Annotated in this window: 12 protein-coding genes and 3 pseudogenes; 11 read left to right on the forward strand and 4 right to left on the reverse strand. The window is 55.1% G+C overall.

Going from position 1 to position 26343, the window contains the following annotated elements; translation table 11 throughout:
- The first annotated feature begins 95 nt into the window (after positions 1-95).
- Positions 96-839, forward strand: a pseudogene (locus tag KTE_RS37085) (SDR family oxidoreductase).
- Between the two features lie 392 nt (positions 840-1231).
- On the opposite strand, the gene tnpB reads toward KTE_RS37085, so the two are convergent.
- Positions 1232-2413, reverse strand: coding sequence for an IS200/IS605 family element RNA-guided endonuclease TnpB (tnpB, locus tag KTE_RS37090; protein WP_201390699.1), 1182 nt, complete (start codon positions 2411-2413; stop codon positions 1232-1234).
- A 301-nt stretch (positions 2414-2714) separates the two neighbouring features.
- Positions 2715-3906, reverse strand: a pseudogene (locus KTE_RS50105) (RNA-guided endonuclease InsQ/TnpB family protein).
- A 268-nt stretch (positions 3907-4174) separates the two neighbouring features.
- On the opposite strand from KTE_RS50105, the gene KTE_RS37100 reads away from it, so the two are divergent.
- The 8 genes and pseudogenes from KTE_RS37100 to KTE_RS37135 all read left to right on the forward strand — a co-directional run bounded on the left by KTE_RS37100 (position 4175) and on the right by KTE_RS37135 (position 17092).
- Positions 4175-5173 carry a type I glyceraldehyde-3-phosphate dehydrogenase gene (locus tag KTE_RS37100; RefSeq protein ID WP_201390701.1) on the forward strand — a complete coding sequence of 333 codons (999 nt, stop codon included), beginning with the start codon at positions 4175-4177 and terminating at the stop codon, positions 5171-5173.
- Between the two features lie 136 nt (positions 5174-5309).
- A complete protein-coding gene (locus KTE_RS37105) occupies positions 5310-6158 on the forward strand; it encodes a Mu transposase C-terminal domain-containing protein (protein WP_236600862.1) in 849 nt (282 codons plus the stop codon).
- A gap of 1132 nt (positions 6159-7290) precedes the next feature.
- On the forward strand, positions 7291-8253 hold the full coding sequence (locus tag KTE_RS37110) for an alpha/beta hydrolase (RefSeq protein ID WP_201390703.1): 963 nt from the start codon (positions 7291-7293) through the stop codon (positions 8251-8253).
- Positions 8254-8682: 429 nt separating this feature from the next.
- On the forward strand, positions 8683-9363 hold the full coding sequence (locus KTE_RS37115; RefSeq protein ID WP_201390705.1) for an alpha/beta hydrolase: 681 nt from the start codon (positions 8683-8685) through the stop codon (positions 9361-9363).
- A 324-nt stretch (positions 9364-9687) separates the two neighbouring features.
- A pseudogene (locus KTE_RS37120) lies at positions 9688-11222 on the forward strand (zinc ribbon domain-containing protein).
- Positions 11223-11488: 266 nt separating this feature from the next.
- Entirely contained in the window at positions 11489-14626 is a 3138-nt protein-coding gene (locus KTE_RS37125; protein ID WP_201390707.1) for a LuxR C-terminal-related transcriptional regulator, read from the forward strand.
- Between the two features lie 162 nt (positions 14627-14788).
- Entirely contained in the window at positions 14789-15853 is a 1065-nt protein-coding gene (locus KTE_RS37130; protein ID WP_236600863.1) for a glycosyl hydrolase, read from the forward strand.
- A gap of 609 nt (positions 15854-16462) precedes the next feature.
- Positions 16463-17092 (forward strand): hypothetical protein, encoded by a 630-nt coding sequence (locus KTE_RS37135; RefSeq protein WP_201390709.1) that lies wholly within the window; start codon positions 16463-16465, stop codon positions 17090-17092.
- A 248-nt stretch (positions 17093-17340) separates the two neighbouring features.
- Here KTE_RS37135 and KTE_RS37140 read toward each other — a convergent pair whose 3' ends face one another.
- Entirely contained in the window at positions 17341-18507 is a 1167-nt protein-coding gene (locus tag KTE_RS37140) for a helix-turn-helix transcriptional regulator (RefSeq protein WP_236600864.1), read from the reverse strand.
- A 186-nt stretch (positions 18508-18693) separates the two neighbouring features.
- On the opposite strand from KTE_RS37140, the gene KTE_RS37145 reads away from it, so the two are divergent.
- Positions 18694-19476, forward strand: coding sequence for an SDR family NAD(P)-dependent oxidoreductase (locus KTE_RS37145; protein WP_201390713.1), 783 nt, complete (start codon positions 18694-18696; stop codon positions 19474-19476).
- A gap of 508 nt (positions 19477-19984) precedes the next feature.
- Positions 19985-21298 carry an RNA-guided endonuclease TnpB family protein gene (locus tag KTE_RS37150; protein WP_201390715.1) on the forward strand — a complete coding sequence of 438 codons (1314 nt, stop codon included), beginning with the start codon at positions 19985-19987 and terminating at the stop codon, positions 21296-21298.
- Here the strand turns inward: KTE_RS37150 and KTE_RS37155 are convergent.
- Positions 21295-26343 carry a DUF4132 domain-containing protein gene (locus tag KTE_RS37155; RefSeq protein WP_201390717.1) on the reverse strand — a complete coding sequence of 1683 codons (5049 nt, stop codon included), beginning with the start codon at positions 26341-26343 and terminating at the stop codon, positions 21295-21297. The genes KTE_RS37150 and KTE_RS37155 overlap by 4 nt on opposite strands.

The following is a 26343-nucleotide window of genomic DNA, read 5'->3' on the forward strand; positions in this document are numbered from 1 at the left end:
AAGCCACCGACAAAGGAACGCCGCATTCCTCCCCATGCCTGAAAGGGCAGGGGCATCCTGCGGCGATTTCGGTGAAGAAAAAAGGAGAAAAAAGAATGAGTGCACGACTGCAAAATAAAGTGGCGATTGTCACTGGCGCATCACGTGGGATCGGCTAAGCAATTGCAGAGGCTTTGGCGAACGACGGAGCACAGATCGTCATCAATTATGCCCAGAATAAGGGAGCCGCCGAAGACCTTGTGGGTCGCGTTGAGCGCAATGGAGGTCAGGCTCTGGCTGTCCAGGCCGATGTCAGTAAACATGCTGACTTGCAAGCCTTGTTCAAAGCGACCATTGAACACTTTGGGCGTGTTGATATCCTGGTCAACAATGCCGGCATTATGACCACGAAGCCGATTGAGCAAATCACAGAACAGGACTTTGACCGAGAGTTCGCAATCAATGTGAAAGGGACCTACTTTGCTTGCCAATTTGCCGCCAGGTACATGCAAGCAGGAGGGCGTATCATTAATTTCTCCTCCTCTGTCCTGGGACAAATGATGCCCACCTACAGCCTTTACGCTGGCACCAAGGGGGCAGTCGAGCAAATCACTCGGCACCTGGCCAAGGAACTCGCCCCAAAGGGCATTACCATTAATGCCGTCGCTCCAGGACCGGTCAACACGGAGTTGTTTACCGCCGATAAATCAGAAGCCCAGATAGAGGCGATCAAACGTATGATTGGTTTCGGTCGTCTTGGGGAACCCGAAGACATCTCCGGCGTGGTGCTCTTTTTAGCAAGCCAGGAAGCCGGGTGGATCACTGGACAGGTTCTGCGTGCCAATGGAGGGTTCATCTAACTCATACATGTGAGGCGGGGCAATCTTCTCAGGCTTTGAGAACGCCTTCTCGCCTATTTCCACATGGAAACAGTCCACAAGGGAGAGAATTTCTTGGAAACAATTTTCAACAAACCGCCGCAGGGGACTCCTGCCTTTGAGGCCTGATTCTTACCCACATCTTTTTGGAGGGGCTTCACAAACCAATCGCTCTCCATGTGTTTGTGAAACGCTCAACAGAGGGTGTCGACCAGCACAGCAGGTCCACAAAACCTAATTGTAAAATGTCTGTAAGAATCAGGCCTTCATGCATGGGGTGATTGACTAACGCCCCTTGCTGTTATTTGACATGATTGTAATCGCCTCTGACAATTGACATCCTCCCCACGGCTCAAGCCGGGGGATTCCTCGAGTCACCTCGAGGGTTTCCTGCTTCGCTGAGTCTTGCCAGAACGAGACAAAACCCGTCCAGGTCTTACAGCCTCTCCACAGGCATTGAGGACCGTGAGCCCCACGGACCTAATATTCTTGGCTGCGTTGATATCGCGGTCGTGCTGCACAGCACACGCTGGACACGTCCACTGACGGACATCAAGCGCTAAGGAGTCAAGGAGGTGACCACACTCAAAACACCGCTTACTGGAGGGATACCACTTGTCAATTTTGACAAGATCTCGACCGTACCAGTCGGCTTTGTATTCCAGTTGGGTCACAAACTCACTCCATCCCACATCACTGATGGCTTTGCTGAGGGTTGGATGCTTGACCATGTTCTTGACCTGCAAACTCTCCACGCAGATCGTTTGGTTCTCACGGATCAAGCGTGTAGAAAGTTTGTGCAGAAAATCACGGCGGCGATCAGCGATGCGGGCATGAATGCGAGCTACCTTGAGACGCGCTTTGTCTCGGTTCTTCGAGCCTTTTTTCTTCCTGACGTGCCGGCGTTGGGCTTTGGCCAGGTTCTTTTCATCCTTGTGAAAGAATTTGGGGTTGCCTACCACTTCACCGGTCGAGAGCACCACAAAGGACTTCAAGCCAAGGTCAACTCCTATCGAGGACTCGATGGAAGGCAAGTGCTCAATCTCATCCTCAAGCAGGATGCTGATGAAGTAGCGATTGGCAGCGTCTTTGGAGATGGTCACACTCGAAGGGGTTGCCCCATCTGGCAGGGGACGCGACCATCTGATCTCGAGGGGTTCACTCATCTTGGCGAGGGTCAGGTGCCCATCCTTCCACGTGAAGGCGCTGGAGGTGTACGTGGCGGATTGTTTGTTCCGCTTTTTATGGTACGTCGGATACTTGGCACGTCCCTCAAAGAAATTCAGAAACGCTTTCTCGAGATGACGAAGCGCTTGTTGCAGAGGCACGCTCGAAACGTCATTGAGCCAGGTCATTCCCTCTTGCTTTTTCAGCTCGGTCAGCATCGTGCTCAGGTCTTTATAGTAGAGGCGTTGCTGTTCGTTGTAGTAGGCATCAGTCTTTTTACGCAAAGCCCAGTTATAGACGAAACGGCAACATCCGAAGGTACGAGAAAGCATATGCTGTTGTTCTGGTGTCGGGTATATCCGATACTTGAAAGCGCGTTTCTGTTTCATGCTTGCATAATAGCAGAAAAGATGTAAAAAAGCAAGCATTCCCCATCCACTCCAAACAAGGAACGCGCCATTCATCTCCATGTCTCAAGAACAGGGGTCTTCTGGCGCGCATATGATAAAAGGTCGCACCACCCATGCTTATCCGAGAGCGAGTTCCGCCACATAACCTGACGATGCATCTTTTCTCTGTCTTTTTTCATTCGCACGGATGCTTTTTTCTGCTCCGATTTTCGTATGCAAATGTATGCAAGCACACACACCCACACCAAATTTCGTTGTTGCTGCTTCATTCGTAGGTGCCTCAATGTGACCGGCACATTTTTGGTCTTACCCCGCGTCCACAGCCCGCGTTTGCGTCTTCGTCCGAGCCAGTACCGGAGACGGCTTGATCTATGAGCCCGATCAAGCGGAGGGCTTCCTGCAAGATATTCAACGCCGCGTTCTGATCTCTCTCCTGCGCGAATTGGTAGTACGCACATTCGGAGTTCTGGCAGAGGAACACGCGGTCCGACAACTGCATGGTTTCCCACTTCCAGTCGCAGCAATGGCAGGTTTTACTCGATGGAAAGAAGCGGTCCACTTTGATCACCTGCCCGCCTCGCTGCTCCATTTTGCTGGTCAGCAGAGAGAGCAATTTGCCGAACGCCGCGTCCGAAAGCGAGCGAGCCAGCGTGCGATTTTTCAGTAACCCTTTGAGGTGGAGATCCTCAATGCCAATGATCCCATAACAGGTGGCGAGCCTGGTGGTCAGCTTGTGGAGCACATCATCGCGCAGACAGGTAATCCGATAATGCAGCCGTGCCACCTGCCGACGTGCTTTCTCCCGATTCGCGGGATCCCGCCTTCCTGCGGTGGAGCCGCTTGTTTGCCCGACGGAGTTTCCCCAGAGCCGTTTTGAGGAAGGCTTGGTTCTCGATTCCCTCTCCCGTACTCAAGGTCGCCAGTCGGTTGAGACCCACGTCGATCCCTATGGCCGCTGGCTTGTTCTCCGGCAGGGTCTCTGGCATTTCGACCTGGATGGACACAAACCACCACTCGGCTGTTTTGGTGATGCGTACCCCCTTCACCCGGCCCTCAAACCGGAGCTTCTCGGCCATATTCACCCAGCCGAGCTTGGGGATCCACATGCGGTGATCACCCAGTTCAAACTGATCGTTGGCAAGGTAGAAACTCGGCTTACTGCGCTTCTTGCTTTTGAACTTCGGGCGGCGTGCACGGCCCTCAAAGAATGCGGTAAACGCCTTGCCCAAATCGAGAAAGGGCTGATCAGAGGCGTTCTTGGTGATCTCCCAGGTCCAGGGGAATTGCTCGCGCCTGATCTCGTTAAACTGCTTCTTGAGCTTGAAGGCGGTGGGGTTTCCCCCGGCCTCATATTGGCGGTTCCACTCAGCCAATGCCCAGTTCCAGACAAAGCGTGCGGTCCCGGCGGCTTTGGCAAAGTACACCGCCTGCTCCGGTGTCGGATGCAGTCTGATCTTATGCGCCTTGATCATCCCTCACATCCTTTCACAGAACCGCTGCTCGAATCAGGTTGTTGTTTAAAACATATGTTCTACAACTACATCTTACCCTATTTTCCTCGCTTTTTCAATACTGTTGAAACCTCTTTTCTGCGGACTGCGCGACGTGATGTTTGGCAGAAACGCCAGAAATTGTGGCAAAAAAGGTTCCATTTTATCGATATCTCCTGGTATATTTGTTGATGAGATGTTTGTCCTCCTGCTTGAGAAGGACTTCCTCAAAAAATAAGGGAGATTCTGTGTGAGTAACATTGCAATCTATGGTTTTGGACGCATTGGGCGTTCTATGCTCAAATCGGCATTGAAGCGGAATCTGTTCACACCCGTTGCGATTGCCGACATTAGAAACCTTGAGATGACAGCCGCCGTCTTTCAAGTTGATAGCAACTATGGCCGCTGGCACGAAGATGTCAGCACCAGAGAAAATAGTTTTCTGATTGGTGGACGTGATATCCCCTATATCGATTCGTCCAAAGAAGTGCCCGATTGGGGAGCGATGGGCATCGATCTGGTTGTTGACTGCACGGGGCGCGCTGTCACTCGCGCCGGAGCGCAGGTTCATCTTGACCGTGGCGCGAAGCGGGTGCTCATCAGCGCCGCTAGCAAAACCCTTCAGGATTGCGACGCCGTTCTGCTGCCTGGCATCAATATGGATAGTTTTGATCCGCAGGCCCACAAAATCGTGAGCATGGCAAGTTGCACCACCAACGCCCTTGCCGCCGTAGTGAAAGTGATGCTGGAGCAATTTGGCATCCAGTACGGCCTATTCACAACGGTTCACGCGTATACTAACACCCAATCTTTAACCGACCAGCCCATGCGCGACCGGCGCGATTCGTGGGCGGCAGCCGAAAATATCATTCCTTCCTCCTCCGGCGCGGCGAAAGCCCTCAAGTTTATCTGGCCGGAACTGAAAATCACAGGCAAGGCGTATCGTGTCCCCGTCAAGACCGGCAGCATTGCCGAACTCAATCTCATCACCGAGCGCGCGGTCACAGTGCAGGAAGTGAACGCTGCCTTTATCCAGGCAGCCAGCGAGGAGCCGCTGAAAGGGATTATGGACGTGCTGAAAGAGGAATGGGCATCAGCGCGCATTGTCGGCGACTACCATTCTTCGATTATTGATCTGCCCCTGACCCAGGTGCAGGAAGGAAATTTTGTCTCGGTCGCGGCCTGGTACGACAATGAATGGGGATACTCGTCGCGCCTCGCCGAGACTGCAGCGAAACTTGGGGGCTAAAGGAGATGAATACCAGTATGCAGATGCTGCGGCCAGGCGGAGAGGGCATTTTACCGCCTGGCCCACGCGGAAGCCTCCTTCCGTTCACACACGAGTCCGTCTTTCGTGACGGATTTGGGGCGTCTATTTTGAGACGTTGCTCTCGCGCTACTTTATCACGAAAAAAGAGCGCCCAGCCGGGCAGTCTCACTTCGGGTCTGTGATTGAGCGTCTCTTTGGGACAACCACGACAGAACTGCTGAATCAACTGCGGGGAAATACGCAGGCGAGCAAGACGCCTCGTCAGATGACGCGTGAGGTTGACCCTGCGCATCTGGCGGTATGGACGCTCGAACGCTTCTCCGCCCGGTTGAGCCAATATGCCTATGAGATCTATGATCAACTGGAGCATCCGGCGCTTGGACAAAGCCCGCGCGAAGCCTTCGCACAGGGAATGCACCTTGCAGGCGTACGACTCCATCGGCTTATTCCTTACTCAGAAGACTTTCTGATGCTGACGCGCCCCACAACGCGCACGGGGCAGGCCAAAATCTTCCCCTCACGGGGCATTACCGTGAATGGCTTACACTACTGGCATGAACAGATGCGCTCCCCACAGGTCTGGGGAAAAACGGTTCCCGTGCGGTACGAGCCTTATGACATGGGGGTCGCGTTTGCTTTCATTGAAGGGCAGTGGCTCGAATGCATCGCCGACGAATATGCTCAGGTCCACGGGCGCTCGGAGCGAGAATGGTCCCTGATTCTCGGCGAGTGGCGAGAACAGCAGCGCCAACATGGGAAAAAACGGGTGACGGTCAATGCCCCCCTGCTGGCCCATTTCCTCCAAAGCAATATGGAGAATATTTTATCTGGCGGAAAAACGACGTTTTATCGGGCAGACAACACTTGCTCTGTTTACACGGTCGGCGGTTGCCAGTTGTGGCCCTTCCATTGCCACAAACTGTCGTTGAAGGCTGTCATGGTAATGGACGTTGCAAAGGCATAGACGGTCCGCTGCGCCACACTGTAAAAAAAGACACATATCCTGCTCTGGCAGGTGCTGCAGCGACTGTTGCCTCCAGGTTTTTCCATCCCAGGTCCAGGAAACCTGGATATTTTGCTTGCCAGGGTTATCGCTTCCCGCCAACGTCAGAGTCACCTGCTGGGTAGCCTCATCCAAGACCATACTGGTTTGAATGGGGTAGGCACTGTATAAGGTGCCATTGTTTGTGAAACGTACCTCAGGAGAAGGTGAGGGATGCTCCTGCGTCCAGGCGGTGCCATCCTTGCGCATCCCATAGAGTTCCAAGCCAACGCCCATCGGGCGAACACGGGGAGTCGCGGTATACTGCTCCCGTTTCCGTCGATGAACGTCTTGAACGCGCACAGAGAGCAGGATTTCTATTGGTGCTCCACGAAGCTCTTCCTCTTTGCTTCACTCACTCTGGGAAAAAACAGCGAGAGTAGCATCCATATTCATTGAGAGGGGTCGCTGGCGATGAACATGATCTGGCCTTGAATGTTCCTCTGGCAATCCCCTGCACTTGCCCTTTGCGAATCATGCTCATGACCTCAAATCCTTGGAGCGTTTTCTCTGCGGTTTTAAAAGAGAAAAAGCCCATCCCTGGTTTGGTTCGTCGTGTAAGAATGATCAGCCAGGCAAGATTACATGTATTGTGTATCCATTTCCTACAAGTAATATTGTGTAATTGATCAATTTGGGGAGCCAGCGCGGAGTCCAATCTCGTGCTTTTCTCCAACCCAGGATGCTATAACCCTTATGCGTATTTGAGAACACTTGTTATGCTGGAAAATGAAAGGCGACATTGCATCAGGCAGGAGCTTCTCCAAGAACGCGAAGAGAGATATGTGTGCGCGGCCAGCCTTGGTGCCAGCCAAGCTTGCTTGCTTCTGCTAACCGGGTGGGCATGTCATACAAGGATTTAGCCAAGGTACAAAAGACCCTGCCCTGACGTCATTCACGAAAGCCGGAACGAAAGATATGGTGCATGATAGAGTAGGTGACCGATGCATTTTCTGCCCATCGTCCTCGAGGCTTGAAGAAGAACGATCTGCGAGACGCAGTATGGACGTTATCGCGATAACAATACCATATTCCCAAACGAAGGAGAAAGCATATGCTCATCTACAATCGCACGAATATCCCTGGATCAGTGGGCCGTGGCACACTCGATCCCGAACTCAAGGCATGGCTTCCAAAAGGCCCAACTCTCGGTGCCGATGTAACGATTGCGCAGGGCCGTCGAGATCACAAGGTGCTTGGCGAAGGGCCGTGGCCCGAGATCGGTGCTATAGAGACGCTCGTTCTGCCTGGACCTCACGGGTCCCTAGCCGTTCGCAAGCACACACCCACCAATCCAACAAGTGTTCTATCCGGAGCATTGGTCTATATCCACGGTGGCGGCTTCACTTATGGGACACTTGATGAGTTCGAGGTTCCTATGCGCCTCATCGCCGAGCGCGCAGGCGTCATTACCTATAGCATCGAGTATCAGCTCGCTCCAGAGGCGAAGTTTCCGGTGCAGATTGATGAGATAGAGTACTTCGTGCGCTGGCTCTTCGACAACGCTAGTGCAGAGGGCGTCGACGCGAACAAAATCGCTGTCGGGGGTGACTCTGCAGGCGGGAACATGACCTGTGTCATCGCGCTAAAGCTTCGCAATGAAAAGGGTCCCAGGCTCGCCTTGCACGTGCCGCTCTTCCCGGAGGCCGCCTTCCCTGGCGATACCTTGTCAGGGAGCGAGAACCGGACCGGGCTTTATCTCGAAACAAACGGGATCTACGAGATGGTACGCAATTACCTCAAGAACTCAGATGATGGACGGCATCCGTACATTACTCCTTTGAACGCTCAATCGCATACCAATCTTCCGCCGACGATCCTGGTTACGAATGGATTCGACCCGCTTCGCGATGTGGGACATGCATACGCACAGAAACTGGCCGCCGCAGGCAACGACCTCACCTATGTGCACAATCCAGATCTGACTCACGGGTTTCCTCAATTTACGCGCTTCTCTGCCGCCTGCCATCAAGCGACGATGGAACTCGCCGACCTCATCAAAGCGCACATCGGCTGAAAAGAAGGGGAGAGTCTGTCAATCTCTTTTCAAAAAAGACAGATAGCGCCTGAAGCACTTTTGATGATCACCGACATGACAATTGTCGAGCATCCTACAACTGTGTCGTGTCCATAATCATCAAAAACGAGCGAGCAAGCAGCGACTTGAAGTCTTCGAGGATGTTTGTCTTGAGCGTAACTATTACTCACCTAAGGAGCATGTTCTATGTCATTTTCTTTTCGCCCACCCAAAAAAGACGTTGAGCTATCGCCGACTACTTCTTTCATGAGCCGCAGAACACTCTTCAGACGTCTTAGTGGAGCAGTGGCCGCGACAGCTCTTGCTTCTCGCTTTACTCCAGTAAGAGATGCACAAGCGTCAGGAGGACAACCACAACATACATATATGAACACTGAGCACGACAGAGGAGGATCATCGGGAATCAATGTGGTACTCGTACACGGGGCGTTTGTAGATGCATCCAGTTGGAGCAGCGTCACGCCACTTTTGCAACAGGCAGGACATCACGTCCTGGCTGTACAAATACCTCTTACGTCGCTTGCTGACGATATCGACGTAACCCGTCAGGCTCTCGCCTCAGTCTCCGGTCCGACGATTCTTGTTGGGCATTCCTATGGAGGAGCAGTGATTACTGGTGCAGGAAACGCCTCGAATGTTATAGGCCTCGTGTATATAGCGGCCCACGCGCCAGCAGTGAGTGAGTCATCGGCAGAGCTCAGTGCAAGATATCCTACGACACCTGGAGTGCAACACTTTGCCTCATCCTATCGCAAGGGTTTCATATGGCTTGATCCACCATACTTTCCACAAACATTTGTCGCAGACATTGATCTTGCAAAGGCACGCGTACTTGCTGTTTCTCAGAAACCAGTCAGACCATCATGCTTTACAGACAAAGAGAGCTCGGCAGCCTGGCAGCATCTTCCCTCGTGGTACGCTGTATCAGTATATGATCGGACCATCGACCCTAACTTAGAGCGATGGCTGGCAAAGCGTATGCATGCAACGACCAGAGAAATTCCCTCAAGTCATGCCTCCCCGGTGTCGCATCCAGTTGATGTTGCTCAACTCATCTTGGAGGCTACCAAAGTCGGAAAGAAAGGTTAAACTCACGCCAAACGTTAGTCATTCTCTCAAACGCTTTCTGTCTGCCCTGGATTTATGCTGATGGGATTGCTTCTGTGATTGGAGATGCCTCTGTTGATACAGGCATCCAAACCCATTCTTTTCTCTTCACGGCTGCATGGTGAGTTTTCTGACATAACGGGCTTTAGCCCGCCGCAAGCTGCGCCGTTTCAACGGCAGCAGTGAGGCGTGTCCCAGCTTTCGCCCTTGCATCGCACAATATAGAACGTATGTTTGACAACTCCAATGTCTTGGAGTATACTCTACAAGAGACACGATATATATTTTGAGAGAAAAGTACGAAACATGGCAAAAGCCACGAAAACCATCAGACAAGCGTTACAGTATCCGCCACAGTCAGCCCACTCCTTCGCGGAAAATCAGGCGCTCTACAATCGTGTCGTGGCTTTCTACTTTGATGTCATCCAGGCCCATGAGGGCATCCTCTCTCTCAAGAGCAAGGAGGCCCTTACCGCCCTGGAGAAACTCACCCATGCAACGGAGAAGAATCCCCATCCCATTCTGCCTCTCTCCGACATCGCCCCGGATATCCCCGCGATGTTCCGCCGCGCCGCCATCAATGCGGCCCTTGGCTCTGCTCGCGCCTTTTTCTCCTCGCTCAAAACATGGCGAGCACGCAAAGAGAAGCACGAGGCCAAACCATGCAAAAAGGGCAAGAAGAAGCAGCCGTTCAGGGAGCGGCCACCGGTCCCGCCGCGCACCTGGAACAAATCGGCCTCCTTCTACGCGGGCTTGTGGAAAGAACGCTCTACGCACTCCATCATGCTCAGAGTGTGGACTGGCTCGTGCTGGTCCTGGCTCAAAGTTGGTGCGCTTTCTCGCGATATTCCCCAGGGGTACGCACGAGGGAGCCCGCAACTGGTTCGCAAGGGCAACCGCTGGTGGTTGCATACTCCCATCGAGAAACCGTTGGAGGCGCCCTCCAAAGTTGTTGAACAGATAGCATCCAAAGAGACGCGTCTCTGCGCGGTCGATGTGAACCTCGACCAGCATCTCGCCGTGTGCACCGTTCAGGCAGTCGAAGGCACCATCCTGGCTACTTCCTTCATTGGAAATGGCACAGCGGTATCGGGCTTTAGGAAGAGACTGCTCGGACGCATTGCACACAACCGATCTCAGACGGGCGTCATTGCCGAAGGGGAACAGGACAATGTGGCTCTCTGGCGCAAGATCAGGCACGTCGATGAGCATATCGCGCACCAGGTGAGCGCTCGCATTGTCCAGTTCGCCATCGAGCAGCAAGCCAGCATCCTGGTCTTCGAGCATCTGGGCAACCTGCGCCCGGAAAAAGGCACGTATTCGCGCCGTAGCAACAGGAAACGCGCCTACTGGATGAAAGGGCGCATCTTCAAGTACGCAAAGTACAAGGCGTGGAATGCAGGTGGTCTCATTACGTGCCGCGTCAATCCACGCAATACGAGCCGGGAATGCCATCGCTGTCACGCGCCCGTCATTCGCTACAATGAGGGCGAGCCGGTTGAGGGATACACGCCCGGCGCGGCGCTTTGCCTGTGCCCACAATGCCAGATGCGCGACCATGCCGACCGCAATGCCAGTCTGAGAATCGGGCAGCGCTTGATCGAGCGCTCCCAAGAACCGTTGAAGGAAAAGCCTCATGCTCGTTCGCGACGTGCGACGAGGGGGTCGAAAGACCCAGGTGTTGGGATCTCCCAGGATGCCGAAGGCGAAGGGCAACCATCTATTGCTCAAGCAAGGCAAGGGGATCACGCCAACGGGCCTGGCACCGCCCGGGGGGATTGCGCCGGATGGGTGCGCGTCCCTCAGATATGGCTACCACACTACGCCTCCATTTTGAGTAGTCCCTACGGGACAGGTCTCACGGAGGCGCTTACGGAGCCGTGTCAGAAGCTGCTGGGCTTTAGCCCATGCGGAGTGTCACAATCAGTACAATATGGTCCCATCCCTGGACTTCACTGACCGGGTTGTGTGCTCGGTTGGTGGCGTCTGGAACTGCCTCTTCTGGATGTTGGGAAACACTTGTCCAATGATCTCACGGGGATATAATTATGGCCGAGCCCACCGTTGGGAAACATATCCATAGCGATGCCAGCGAAGAGAGAAACATATGGCAAAAAAGGTTCCAGCGACGCTGCTCTGGTCAGCAGAAGACCAGCAGTATTTCTGGCAGCAAGAGGGAAACACACAAAAGAGGGTGGGGGTGTCCTCCGAGGCGCGGGTCTTCCGGCTGCTCGACGAAGCCATTTCTTTTTCCTTTCACGGCCAACAGGGACGCCTCAATTTGCAGAAGCAGACGCGTGCCAGAGGAGTCGATGGCTACTGGTATGCTTATCGGCGCCAGGGCAAGCGTGTCGTGAAGAAGTATGCCGGGCGCCCAGCTGATCTGACCATCGCCCGCCTGGAGGAGCTTGCGCTGGCCATACAGGCCGATCCCATCCAGCGTGAGTCTGTCCAACTGCCTAGCGCTTCTCACCCTTCGCCCTCTCTGCCTCCCCAGACTGCTCCTTCCGCTCTGCTCAGTCAGGCGCCGCTGCTCCTACCCAAATTGCGCCCGCCGCGCCCCACAGCTTCTCTGCTCTCCCGCCGGCGTTTGCTGGAGCGGCTGGATGAGGGCCTCTCGCGCAAACTGACGCTGCTGCTAGCACCGGCTGGATATGGCAAAACGACGCTGGTGAGCGAGTGGATCGCGGCCCGCGACACGCGCGATGGGAGTTCGCCGCTCGTCGCGTGGATTGCCCTGGATGAGGGGGATAACGACCCGATCCGCTTCTGGCGCTATCTGATTGTGGCCTGCCAGACCTTTCAACCGAACCTGGGAGAGAGCCTTCTGTCACAGCTCGGTGCAGCCGAGCCGCTTTCTTTTTCCCGTCCTTCTCTGGAGCCCATCCTGACCGGGCTCCTCAATGATCTGGCCAGCATGCCGGGATGCGGTATCCTGATGCTAGAAGATTACCATATGATTCACAGTAAGGAAATCCATCAGGCCCTGTCTTTCTTCCTGGAACATCAGCCCCCCAACCTGCATCTGATCCTGCTGACGCGGAGAGAACCGCCGTTGCCTCTGGCCCAACTGCGCGCTCACGACGACCTGGTGGAACTGGAGGCGTCTCACCTGCGCTTTACGCCGGAAGAGACACGGGTGTTTTTACGACAGACTCTGCCTTTCCCGTGCGAGGAGACGCTGCTCGAGCAGGTCCAGCAGCGGACAGAAGGGTGGATCACCGGATTACGCCTGCTCACGCTGGCCCTGCAAAGTCAGGGATCGCTTTCGGCCCGGGAGATGGAACAACGACTGGCACAGATCAGTGGGAGAGATCGCTCGATCCTCGACTACCTGGTTGCCGAGGTGCTCGCCTCTCAAGCCGAGCCGCTGCAAACCTTTTTGCTGGAGACAACCGGGCTGGTCCGCCTGAGCGGTTCGCTGTGTGATACGGTGACTGGCCGCGATGACAGCATGTTCGTGCTTGAACAGATTGAGCGCGCTCATCTGTTTTTACTGCCATTAGACGAGAGCGGCACCTGGTATCGCTACCATGCGCTCTTCGCCGAGGCGATGCAGCACGAGGCACGCCGCCGTCTGGGCGAAGCGCGTCTGCTTGCTACCCAGAGCCGCGCCAGTCGCTGGTATGAGCAACACGACCTGCTCTCCGATGCGGTTGAGGCCGCGCTCTCTGCGCGCGAACTGCAACGCGCCGCCCAGCTTCTGACGCGCATCGTTGAGTCACAGTCTCTTTGGCACCAGCAGGAAGTGCACATCTTTTTGCGCTGGCTCAGACAGTTCCCTGAAGAGATCCTGCGTGAGTCACCAACGCTCAGCCAGACCTATGCTGTGGCGCTGCTGCATTGTGAACAGCAGTGTACGTCAGCCTTACGGCCACAGTTGGAGAAGTATCTCCAGATGGCCGAACAGCGTTTGCAGGCACTTGGCGACCTGCCTCGTCTGGGAGAAGCGTTGGCGCTGCATGCGCTCCTCATCCGGCATATGAACGATCATGCGACCGCGATCCGCTGTGCAACGTCAGCGCTCAAGCTGTTGCCGGACGAGGAACGGTTCTGGCGGAGTCTTGCCCTGGATATGCTTAGCATGGCATCTCTCGTAGCAGGCAGGATTACCGAGGCGCGGCAGCTCATGCATGAAGCCCGGAAGCTCAATCCTGTCTCCTTCGAGGAGAATAGCTATGCCAGGCGTGGTTCGCTTATCCAGCAGGGCTATCTTGCGCTTGGAGCAGGCCATCTGGAACAGGCAGCTCTGCTCATGCGCCGGGTTCTCGACACTGCCGGGAACGATCGCGCAGACCGGGGAACGGCCCTGATCGGGCTTTCGACCCTCTCGTATGAGTGGAACCGTTTGTGGGAAGCCGAGCAGTATATCCAGCAGGCGTATGCCCTGCATGCCGAGACCGGCAATGAACTGTTGTGGCTTCAGTCGGCTCAGCTTTTGGCGCGAGTGCTGTATGCCCGCGGTGAGCACACCCAGGCGCAGGAATTGTTGCAGCGCCTCTCGTCCGCTCTTGCACAACCGCGCTACTCCCGCGAGATCGAGCTGTGGCTGGCCCATTTTGCCCTCGCCTCTGGCGACCTCGTCACGGCACAACGTCGATTGGCCGGGCTGCATATCATCGCCCAGAATGAGCCGCCGCTAGATATCGTGCGCGAGCAAGAGCAGTTGTTGACCGCACGGTTGCTCATTGCCCAGGGAGAAGAGGGGAAGGTATATCAGGCGCTCTCTCTCCTGGCTGGCAGGCGTGCGGAGGCACAGAGCCAGGCCCGCCTGCGTAGTGAAGTAGAAGTGCTCCTGATCATGGCACGGGCCTATGCATATCTCAGGCGCAAGCAGGAGGTGCAGGAAGTGCTCAAAGAAGCGCTCGCTCTGGCTCAGACCGCGGGGTATCAGCGTCTCTTTTTCGATGAAGGTGCCGAGATGGCCGCGTTGCTCAAAGGAATGGTCTCTGAGATGCGTGCGCCTCTCCAGGTAGCTTTTGTACGCACGTTGCTGCGTGGCTTTACCACGGTCCGACTCTCTACGATACCGGCTACTGGTTATGACGTACTTGAACTACTCAGTTCTGGGGAGCGACGTGTCCTCCATCTGCTGGTTGCGGGTCGTACGAACCCGGAGATCGCTCGCGAACTGGTTGTTTCCCTCAACACCGTGAAAACGCAGGTCAAGAGTATCTATCGCAAACTGGGCATTGGCAGCCGCCATGAGGCCAGCGAGGTGGCGCGCCGTCTGGGTTTGTTGTAGATGATTGATTTCTTCCTTTCTCTCACACAATCACCCGCAACAATGCCCCGACAGGGTGATGCGTGCTCACCCGCTTTCTCTTTATACTCCTGCTATCACAGGTACGGTTGCTACCTGTTCATCTGATGGTGTATTGAATCCTCAAAGTATAAGGAGAAGACAATGAAGACCCTTTACATGGCAATGGAGAAGAGCGTGCTGGTTGCCAGACAGCATCATAGCGACTGGCAGATGGAGTCGCACCTGGACGGACTCCAAGCTTTGTGCCTGGCTACGGACCCGTTGCGCCCCGAATGCGTGTACTGTGGAACCTATCGACGTGGATTGTGGCAAAGCCGGGATGCGGGTCGCACCTGGCAGCCGATTGGCGACCTCCCGATGGTCCTAAGGGAGGTGAGCGGTATCCAGTATAGCGATATCACTGCGCTGGCTGTCAGTGCGCTGGAGCGAGTTGGCGAGTATGGTGTCGTCTATGTGGGAACTGAGCCGGGCGCGATGTTCCGTTCCGAAGATGGCGGCACAAGCTGGCAAGAGCTGGCAAGCTTCCGTGAACTGCCATCGTCCTCGACCTGGAGCTTCCCGCCGAAACCCGAGACTCACCATGTGCGTTGGATCACATCTGATCCACACGTGCCCGGTCGTGTTTTTGTCGCGGTCGAGGCCGGGGCATTGGTGCACACGTTGGATGGTGGAGCAACCTGGGAGGATCGCGTGCCCGATGGACCATATGATACGCACACGTTGATCATCCATCCAGCAGTGCCTGGTCGCCTCTATTCGGCAGCTGGTGATGGCATTCTGGCCGCAGGCAAGGGTTATCAGGAAAGCCTGGATGGTGGGAAAACCTGGCAGTATCCCGATGAAGGCTTGCACCATCACTACTTGTTTGGCGCGACAGTCGATTCTGCTGACCCTGATACGATCCTGGTGTCGGCATCAACCAGTCCAGAGGCGGCGCATAGTCCCATGATGGCTGAATCCTTCGTCTATCGCAAAACAAAGGGACAATCCTGGCAGATGGTCACAAATGGGTTGCCAGAGGCGACAGGCTGTATGGTCGCAGCATTTGGCACCACTCCGGCTGAACCAGGCGCCTTCTATCTGCTCAGTAACAAGGGGTGTTATCGCTCTCCTGATGCCGGGCTGCATTGGGAACAGCTAGATCTCCCCTGGAACGAGCGGCTCGTGTACCAGCATCCGCAGGCGCTGGCAATTACTCAAGAGTGAGCAGCAATATCCCCTTTTTCAGGGGTTCGCGCCACAACTTGCTGCTGCGCATCTATAAGTAGACATCCTACTTGAGTTATCTACTTATAGATGCACAGTGTGTCTACTGGAGTGAAACTCTGGCAGTGTGTCTGCTGAAGTGAAACCCTGATTATATGGCATGGGTGAACCACATGTTATTTCCATTTAAACTTTCCGTTCCAATCGTAACCCGCTAGCATTGATTTGACTCCATATTCAGTGTCTGGGTAAGTAATTTTTTCTCGTGAATTCATGTAAACATACTCACCGCCGCGATATGGGTCACACATTTGAATCGCTGCCAGAACATACTACAGAAATCTTATGAGCCCATCAGTGTAAAGCCGCTTACGATCTCAAGCTACTGCCACGATATGGGTAAGAGCAGGTGCCAGAGAATGAGGGTAAAATCGCACCAGCCTCACTTGAAAAGGCGCAAAGGATGCTGAGGTTCGAGACTTTGACAAGTGTGGTGTTTTTCATAGACAGAGAGACAAATATACTTTTATACTGAGTGGTAACGTTGCGTTGTCATGATGGAACGAGAAAACGATGGATACGCTCCTCCTCTGATGAAAGGAAAAAAGAATGCTTCTCCCCCCTAGCGACTGCCCTGCCTGTAAGCGCAATGACCAGGTTCAGAAAGTCCCGGCTATTCATCGCAATAGCTCCTTCACGAGAATGGAAACCCAGGTCACTACCTCTACTTCTGTCACCTTTGATTCCGCAGGAAATCCTACCTACAACTCTATCCCTCAGACGACCACCGTTCCAGTCACTCACCAGACGAGACTCGGGGCTTTACTCTTGCCTCCTCGGCGGAAAACGATTCCTCTTCCTGTCGTCGAGAAGATCATCCTCTGGCTTTGTCCTCTCCTTGCCATCGCTCTCTATCTCTCTCAATTGTTTTTCCCGTCCTTTATGGCTGGCCTCCTTCCTGCTGATTCCAGCGTTGCTAGTATACTCCTGGTCATCTTGAGCATATGCGGTCTCTCTATCGGTCTACCAGTGCTCCTTGGGGTTTTGACTCATCGTGTGTTTTTCCGTCAAGCTAACAAGCACCGCCGTGAGCTACAACAGCAGGAGCAGGAGCACTGGCAATATCTTATGCGCCAATGGGAGCAATTCTGCTACTGCCATCGGTGCGATTGCGTCTTCTCTGCGAGTACCGAGAAAATCGCTGCACCTGCGCAAATACAGCAACTCTATCGTCAGTAGTTGCCTGCACGGTTTACCATCCTCTTGCCATCTAGGTGGTGGCTAAAAAGAGCAGAGTGCCAACATGTCAGATGGCGTAAAGGGAATGAAACAGATCTGTATACAAAGAAAACCCAAAGGATGTATGCGAATCATCCTCTCACCGCATACATTTTCAAGAAACTTTAGAGAATGGCCAATCTATATACAAAGAAAATCTAAAGGTGTATGCGATGAGAGAAATGATCCGCATACATTTTCAAGAAACTTTAGAGAATGACCAATCCTCTTACACCACGTGCCATTTTTCGCCGGCGATGGTCGTCGATGACTCTTTTGTTGACACCAATCTCGAAACCGTGAACTGCAAGAGATTGCGAGACGCCTTTCGCCTTCTTTGGTATGTATCCGTGTGCCTCGCACCACTGTACATAGGAGATCATAACGTCGCTGTTCGCGACCCATGCCCTTTCCACTCTTTGACCGCATGCTGCTAGCCACCATCCAACCGTATCTTGTCCTGATCGCTGTGTCTGTGGAAGATGGTGGACCGCTTGAGGCGTCTGAGGCTCCTGCCCAACACGCAGATACCACTGCTCCAGAAGCTGCTCCACTTTACGAGGCGTGTCTGCTTCCTCCAACGGGGTATACACGGTGACTTTGAGATCTGGCGTATCAAAGACCTGAAAGGTGAGGCGTTCAAACACGAGATGCCCCACCTGTGGATGGTTGAGCGTTTTCCGTCCTTCTTGCCCACCACGCACTTCATGATCGGGCCACCAGGCCCGAAATTCAGGACTAGCGAGCATGAGATCATGGATCAATTCGGCCAGTTGTGCATCTCCAGGATAACGACCACACATGCTGCGGAATTGTGCTAAGAGCTGTCGCGCATCTTCTTCCCAATCAACGACGAATTGCCGAGACGAGGGATCGGTGAAGATGCGCCAGATCGTATTGCGTTCGCGGGTGGTCATCCGGCGGTAATCGCCAAAGACCGCGCATCCGGCATCGTTCCAGGCCAGGATATCCCATCGTCTTCCTGACACAAAGGCTGGGCGAGGGCCAAACTGATCAAGGAAATGTTGTAACGCTGGACTCACGATCTCGGGTTCCAGCAACAGCGCCGGAGGTGGCTGTTGCTGGGCTAAGAGGAAGAGATGGGTTCTTTCATTGGCATCCAGGCGCAATGTCTGCACCAGGCGCTCTAAGACCTGCGTGGAAGGCGTAATCGAACGTCCCTGTTCTAACCAGGTGTACCAATCCACGCTCACACCCACCAGCTGTGCCACTTCCGCCCGTCTGAGTCCAGGCGTTTTGCGCCTGGTACCTCTTGGCAGTCCCACCTCTTCAGGCGTCAGCCTTGCCCTGCGTGTCCGCAGAAAATCTCCAAGCTCCTGTAAACGATAGTCTTGCTGGCCCCGCTGATTGACCATGTTGACCTCTTTCATCCCGGTAGTCTCCAAAGAGCAACGTTTGAACCAGAGGAGTGGGATTCCTATGATCATTGCTCATCTTGTTCTAGGATCTCCTTCAGTATACCATAGATCCGCGGGTGAAGTGCCTGCAACAAGTCAAGTGATATGCACTGGCCCAAAACAATCTCATCCGGAGTACAAAAAATGCTCACAGAAAACCAAGTTACGTCAAACGCTAAGATCGCGATCGTCACCGGCGGTAGCCGCGGCATTGGCCGCAGTACCGTTGAGAGCCTTGCAAGACGCGGCGTCAATATAATCTTCACCTATCACAGCCATGTCGCGGACGCGGAGGCAGTCGTTGCTGCGGTGAAGGATGCAGGGGCGGAAGCCCTTGCGTTGCAACTGGATGCTGGCAACATCGCTTCGTTCGATGCCTTTGTCGAGAGCGTGAAAGACGCTCTCGCTCAGCTTGGAGCCGAGCGTTTCGACTTTCTGGTCAACAACGCTGGAAACAATCACCGCAACATGCCGTTAGAGACGACTACCGAGGAAGAACTGGACAGTATCTACAGTGTCCATTTCAAAGGCGTCTTCTTCCTGACACAGAAGCTTCTTCCTCTCATCAATGACTGGGGACGTATCGTCAACATATCCACGGCCCGGACTCGCATAAGTGGGCCCAGAGGCGCCGCCTATGCGTCGATGAAGGGAGCTCTTGAGGTGCTGTCCAGGCATATGGCGTCAGAGTTGGCACCTCGCAGGATTGCCGTCAATGTTGTTGCGCCGGGTGCCGTTGCTACCGATTTCAGCGGAGGCATCGTCCGCGACAATCCTGCCGTGAACAAAATGGTGGCCGAAGCGACGGCACTGGGCCGGGCAGGTGTTCCCAACGACATCGGTCCAATGATTGCCTCGCTGCTCTCCGAAGAAAACCGTTGGGTCAATGCGCAGCGCATCGAGGTTGCGGGAGGTGTGGCAATTTAGCCATCCGTATGGAACCTCGCCACGACTTATTGGACAGAGACCTGTTGGATCTGTTAGATCAAAACAGCTTTTTCAAATTGCCCAACCCGCTCTCCAGGCCGATAGGCTGATGCCAAAACCCGATTTTTGATCTAATGATCAGGACAGGTCTCTGTCCATAAGGTCATGGCGAGGTTTCTCCGTATAGACATCGGGGATCGCTTGATCCTCAGCCAACTTGTGCAATCAAGCACCAGTTCCTCCTTTTTCTGGACGAGTACCCACTCCGATCCCTGTTCTGCCCAGCGTGTAACATTGCGTACTGGCCGCGACTTGCGCGGGGGATGTGGCACAATGGCAAGACCTATGAAATTCACCGAACACGCCGCAGGATGCCCCTGCCCTTTCAGGCATGGGGAGGAATGCGGCGTTCCTTTGTCGGTGGCTTGGGTGGAATACGCCGTAGGCATGCTTTCACCTGCTTATGTATTATTGACAGTCAGATGAAAACAATGGTATAATTTAGAGCATGAAAACGGTATTAACAGCGAAACTCAAATTGAATACAACGCCCGAGCAATTCAAGGCATTACGTACAACGCAACTGGCGTATCGTGATTCACTCAACTATGTGAGCCAGTACGCCTTTGCGAATGGCAAATTGAGTAATGCTCTTCGTTTGCAAGATGCCACCTACGAAGAGATCCGTCTCCGTTTTCATCTGCCTTCGCAAATGGCCTGTTCTGTTCCTCGCCAAGTTGGAGCCTCGTATAAAGCCCTCTGGACAAAGGTGAAGCACAATGCTGCTCATCGTAAGGCAGGTCTCACCAAGAAACGGTATAAAGGGCTTGATCAGGCTCCTACGTTTCTCTCTCCCACGTTGACCTACCAGTATAAGAAAGACTACACGTTCAAGAAAGAGCAGCACGTGAGTCTTCTCACGCTCGATGGACGTATCGTTGTGCCCTATACTGGCTACAATAAGCATGTGGCATTGATCCAGCGTGGTACGGAGATTGGCGCATCGAAACTCTGGTATGACAAAGCCAGGAAGCAATTTTACCTCCTTGTCTCCCTGCAAGTGGAGATGGCTGATCCTACCCCCGAAACACACAAGCAAGTCGTTGGCGTGGATGTGGGGATGCGATACCTTGCCGTCACGGCGACAATGCAAGGCAATTGCACCTTCCATGCTGACATCTCTACGGTTGCCAAATCACACCACTCTGCACGACTGAGAAAGCGTCTGCAAAAGAAAGGCACTCGTTCTGCAACGAGAAGGCTCGTTGCCATCAGTGGACGAGAGAGACGGTTGAAAGCAAACGCCAATCATGTCGTGAGTAAACGGATTGTGAAGCAATATCCTCAAAGCTTGATTGGACTGGAGCATCTGACAGACATTCGCGAGCAGACCAAACGACGGAAAGGCAAGCGAGCCAGTGCAAAACAGCGCAAAGCCAATCGTGCCTTTTCCAAATGGTCCTTTGCAGAGTTGCACAGTATGATCGCTTATAAAGCGCTCTTGCATCGAAGTATGGCGATCAAGGTGGATGCCAACTATACCTCGCAGGCCTGCCCCAAATGTGGGCATACCTGCAAAGAGAATCGTCCTCACAAGGGCTTGCTCTTTGTCTGTCAGAATTGTCAGTACACGCTCCATGCCGATCTGGTTGGCGCAAGAAACATTGCGATGCGAACGCTTCTTATCCGGCAAGACTGGATAGGAACGGGCCTCTTGTCAGTACGCCCTGATGTGTCGGACGATGAAGCCAAAGCAGCACGCCTGAAAAGGTATGCTGAATTGCGGTGGAGTTCAGACACAACTCCAAGCCCTCGGCTTTAGCCGTAGGGTACTGACAAAATCTGCTCCAGGATAGTGGGGTCTTTGATTTCGTGGTCGCGGGCCAGGGTGATGATTTTGGTGATGACTTCTGCTGTTCTTGGATCGCTGTCGGCGAAAGGAAGGAAAATGCGCCCGCGATGCTGGGCATGTACTGGGATGATGCAGAGCGCGCCACCTGGCTGACGGTGGACGATGGCGCTGCCGAGGTGGACGCTGTAATGTCCAAGTTTACCAGCGATAAGGGCGTGAGATTCCTTGAATATAACATTCTCGATGCCGAGCAACGCGCAGGTCTCGCTCGCCAGGGCGCTGCGCATTTCAACGGTCGAGGCGCTGGCCTCTGGATCTACTCCGCCGCTGTGGGCAACGCTGACCATCAGGTCCAGATCTCGCATGGTTTCGCTGAAGACTCGTGACGGAACACTGCTCAACGCGATGGGTTGATAGCTATCACGCTGGTGAAAGAAGACATTTCCTACGGTCAGCCCTTCGACTTCATTGGGCGTGAACGCACCGTTGACAAAGGAGACCGTGGCGGTCAGCTTCTCTGCGTGGAAGGTGCGTCGCACTTCCTCTTCGTAGTCAACAATCCAGCCACGCTGCCCCAACAATGCATGTGCCTGACGTGGCTGTACCTGGTGCCCGTAGTAGCGCTGGGAGAGCGCGTTATCGTCATAGCGCGTTTCGTTGCTGGTGCAGACATAGAGCTCACGGAAAACCTGTTTGAATGGTTGGGTGCGCGCTACTGTGAAGCACTCGCGCTGCCAGGCGTGCCATGTTTGGGCCAGCAACAGGTCGTGTGGGTAGGCTATGCGCAGATCCGCGGCGGTGGGTTCGATCAAGCTGATGTGCCCTGCGTAGTCGCGTAGGCCGAGTTGTGGTCCGTCTTCGCCCTCAGACCGAAGCGGGTAACCCATAACTGAGCTGTCCGTGTCGCGTATGATGATGAGCTGTTTCAGCAGGCACGAGAGCACAGGATGAGCCAGCAGATCGAGGAGTTCGCGCACGGTGAAGTGCTCGCCGCGACACATCGACGTTTCCAGGGTGACGCGCATGCGTGAGAGTTGCTGCTCGATTTCGCGTTTGCGGTCGAGCAGGTGCGCGACCCCCTCGTGCTTTTTCAAGCGTGTGGGCAGGCCTTTGAGCGCCTTGCCTTTCTTCCCGACCACGCTTAAAGCTGGCTCAGCCGAGACAGGGTTAAGCTTGAGTGTCACTGTGACATCCTCAACCATGACACTCAGCGCGCCGTTGTTCAGGTCTGTCGTGCTCTGCATCTCCATTGCCCATTGGAGGCGCAGAGGATCGGCGAAGCCTGCTGTGCGCGCCAGGTTCTCCATGCCAATGCGGATGGCGGTTTCTTCGCTGGCTCTGCGCTGCGCGCCAAATTGCTTGCTTGTGCGCTTGAATTCCTGAAACGCCTGGTAGCGTTGGGCAATTTCCGCCTCGCGTTCGGCTCGGGCCTCGGGCAGCGGCACGAGCCCCAGCGCGCGTACCGCGTCCTGCTGGCGTTTCTTGAACATGCGTTGTCGCAGAGTCGACGCGTCCACGTTGCCAGTCATCGTGTCGGCGTAGAGGCGCGCCCGGCCGTGACCGGTGCCATCGGAAGCGTATTTTGCGGCGGCGTAGACCTGTTCCCAGCGCTGCTCGCCGAGGCCGTGATAACTGGTCTGGAACCAGGTGACATCGACCGCTCCATTGATCAGTTCATCGGCGCTGACCATCGTGCGCTCGGCGACGCGGGCTTGCCACACCTTGCGGATTTCGTCGTCGACGCTCCAGTTGCTTCCTTTTGTATGCGCGTAGATCCACCAGACGGCCTCGACAAGGTGCGGCCAACCAAGCACGTATTCAATATGCTGCGCCCATTGGGGCGCGTAGAGCGCGGCTGCGACCAGGCGTTCAGTTATCAGACCCGCCTCGCGTACCTGGTGCGCGAACGCTTCCAGTGTCTCCTCGGGATCAGGCGCGCTGACGCGCAACAGGTGGCTCCAGGTACCTCCTTTGCTCTGGTTGGCACTGACATAGCCACGCGCGAGCTCGGTGGATTCGAGGAGAGCCACAAGGCGTGTGAAGGTGGCTGTTCCGTCACTGTAACGTAGCGCCAGAGCGAGCTCGGTTGCCGGGGTGGGCATTTCTCCGCGTCCCAGTTCGATCTCCAGAATTCGCGTGCGCAGCTTGGCGACGATTGGGCGAAGAACCGGGTATTTTTCCACCTGTACTGGTGACTTGTGTGTTGAGAGTTCGCGCAGATCAGAATGACGTGTGTTCGTGGCTGGCCCTCCCAATTGATCCAGGATATCGGCCTCGCTGGCCTCCCCAATGACATGGGCCTCCAGCAACACATCGAGCGATGGTCTGATCCGCTCCAGACCAGGTGCTGGCTCGTCTAGCCAGTGCAGGAGCTGCCAGCGGCGTTTGACATGTTCCGCCTCCCATTTGGGCCCGTGCCAGGTGTGATACTCCTGGAGGAGCGCCAGACCTCCATCCTGGGAGAATTGATGACGAATATATTGCCGTCCCCAATCGGGCCGTTGGGCGTTTGTTTCTTGAGCCACCAGTTCGGCGACATCAATGTGGGCGAGCGCGGCTTCTGAGGTATCGAGCAGGAAATTCAGGGTCGCGTGTGACATTTCCTGGCGGCGACGCAGCCACACGAGCAGCCAGCTTATCAACTGGTGATGGCGCAAGTGGAGTGGTTCTTGTCCAGCGGCCTCGTTTTCCTTTGCCAGGAGTGAGACGAACGTTCCTCTCAGGAAGAAATCCATATACGGCGGCCTGCGATTAGCGTTATCGTCGGTAATCGGCGGTGTTGGAGCAGCCAGGGTTTGGCGCAGGAAGAGAGCAGCTCGGACAAGTTCCAGTCCATCTTCGTCGCGCATAGAAGCGGGCCGCTCGCGTTCCCACTTGAGCCAGGCCTCAGCTAGCGGGAGATGCTTGCGCTCGTCCTCCGTTGCTTCCAGGTTCAAATCAGGTCGAGGCAGGTAGTATGGTGCGATATTGCCCAGGAGCATTTCCTCGTGACCGCGCCCGGTTTTTATCAGTACGGGAATTATGCTTCGCTCCTCAATCAGCGCATTGAGGGCGTGCAAGCAGGCGCGTGCGGCTGGTGTGTCGATGGTCACGCTTCGCTTGCGCGGTGGAACGACTGGTGTGCGCTGCTCGGGGTTGATCAGGCCCAGGACATTTTCACGCGTGTACGTTTCTTCCGCGCAACTGGCCGCGAAGATCGTCTCAAGGAGCACGTTCTCCGTGGGGGTAAGTCTCTCGTTCCCTTCAGCGTAAGCACGGGCTAGAGCTGTCGCTCGCTCAACCTGGCGTTTGTCTGCAATCATCCCGTTGAGGAGATCCAGGCCGGCCTGGCGTTGTAAGGCGTGCGTTTGCGTTAGCAGTCTGCTGGCGCTGGCCAGCACGGCCTCGTCGTCACCTTTGAGCAACAGTTCGATCAGGCCGCGCCGCAGTTCGACGCTTTTGCGGGTCAGAAATTGCTCTATCGCGAGTGCGTCGGCTTCATTGAGTGGACGGGTCGCGATTAGCTTCAGCGCCTCGGAACTCACCCACTGTGTACGATCTCCGAGCAGCTGGTAGAGCACGTCGCGTACCTGTTCATCCCAGGTGGCTAAGATGACCAGTTTCTTCGCCAGGTGTATGCGATCTCCAGTGTGCATCGAGGGCACATAGGGGATCAGGCATCTGGGATCGCGATCACCCAGGCAGTTGAGCAGCGTGCTCAAGAGGGTGGCGAAGTCGACCTGGATGGTGAGCCAGGGCCAGATGCCGCTCTGGATGCTCCGACTTCTGCCTCCCAGGCGTTGCAACAGCGCCTGGACGCACTCAAAGAACTCGCTCTGGCTCTGCTCATCCATTTTGTTCGTGTCAATATGCGCATACGCATGGAGGGCCACGCGCAGATCGGGATCAGCGAGACAGGGAAAGAGCTTGGCCTGCGCCTCGGGTAGCCTTAGCAGGTTCAACAGGTGAACCGCAGCCAGACGGCGCTCGGGCATGGCGTCGCCGAGAATGGGCAGGGCTGTCGCGATGGCGTTGCTGGTATCTGTGAATGCAGTTGCCCACAGGGCCAGGTAGACCTCCTGTGGGTTACCCTGCTCGAGTGCCCTTTTGCGCGTGGCTGGGTCGTCAAGCAATGGCCCCAGTGCGCTGAGAGTACTGTGGAGATCCGCGGCGTCTGAAACGTCTCTGTCGAAGCCAAACCAGACATCGGCGGCGCGCACTGCCGCGCTAAAACGTAGCAGCCTGTGCTCGAGGATGAGCGCGATCAGGCGTCGAAACGCCTGGGGATGGGCCTCATCTACCGTCTCCAGAATCACCTGGCGCAAGCCTTCCTCGCGTTGGGCTGCCAGCAGGAGGTGTTCAACAAACGTCCAGCCGTCCTGGCGCCCAGCGACAAGCAAGCCCGTGGTCACATGCCGCCCCATCCGGCCGATCTCATGCTCGCCGCGGGCGGAGGCGAGCAGAATTTGAAAGATCTCCTCTCCCTCGTGCCCGCCCGCGTTGATGGCAGCGGCGAAAAGGATCCCGAAGGGCTGGGTATTGTACTGGGCAAGATACGTTGTCCAGGCGGCAAACCAGGTGAGGTCTTTCGTGCGATAGTTCGCCAGTAGCCAGATAATGCTTCTGAGCCAGGCCACGCGTTTCTCGCGGTATGCCTGGGGCTGAGCGGGCGCGCGAAAGGCGCGCCGGTAGGTGTCGGCCTGGTATGGTAACTGCCCTATCAGTTGCCACGCCGCTTCCAGGTGGGTTGCCAGGCGCGGCACTAGCGCGGTAAAGATTGCGTGCTGCTCCTCGGAGCTCAACTCATCCAGGCGCGCGATTTGCTTTTCCCGCTCTTCGAACTGACGCTGCCTCTCTGTGAAATCATAGCCATGGTTTAGTTCTTTACCCTGCTCGTCGCGGTTGAGCAACGCATAGGCGGGAGTACGCAGGGAAGGCGGTAACTCGTTTTCAATGGCTGCTAGAGAGAGCTCCAGCCAGTTCTCTGTTTTTTCTGCTTGTAGGCTGGCCTGAACATCTTCGCGTGAAAGGACCAT

Origin of the sequence: Ktedonobacter sp. SOSP1-85 (genome assembly GCF_016587415.1) — a bacterium.
In the GTDB taxonomy this organism is placed as follows: Bacteria; Chloroflexota; Ktedonobacteria; order Ktedonobacterales; family Ktedonobacteraceae; genus Ktedonobacter.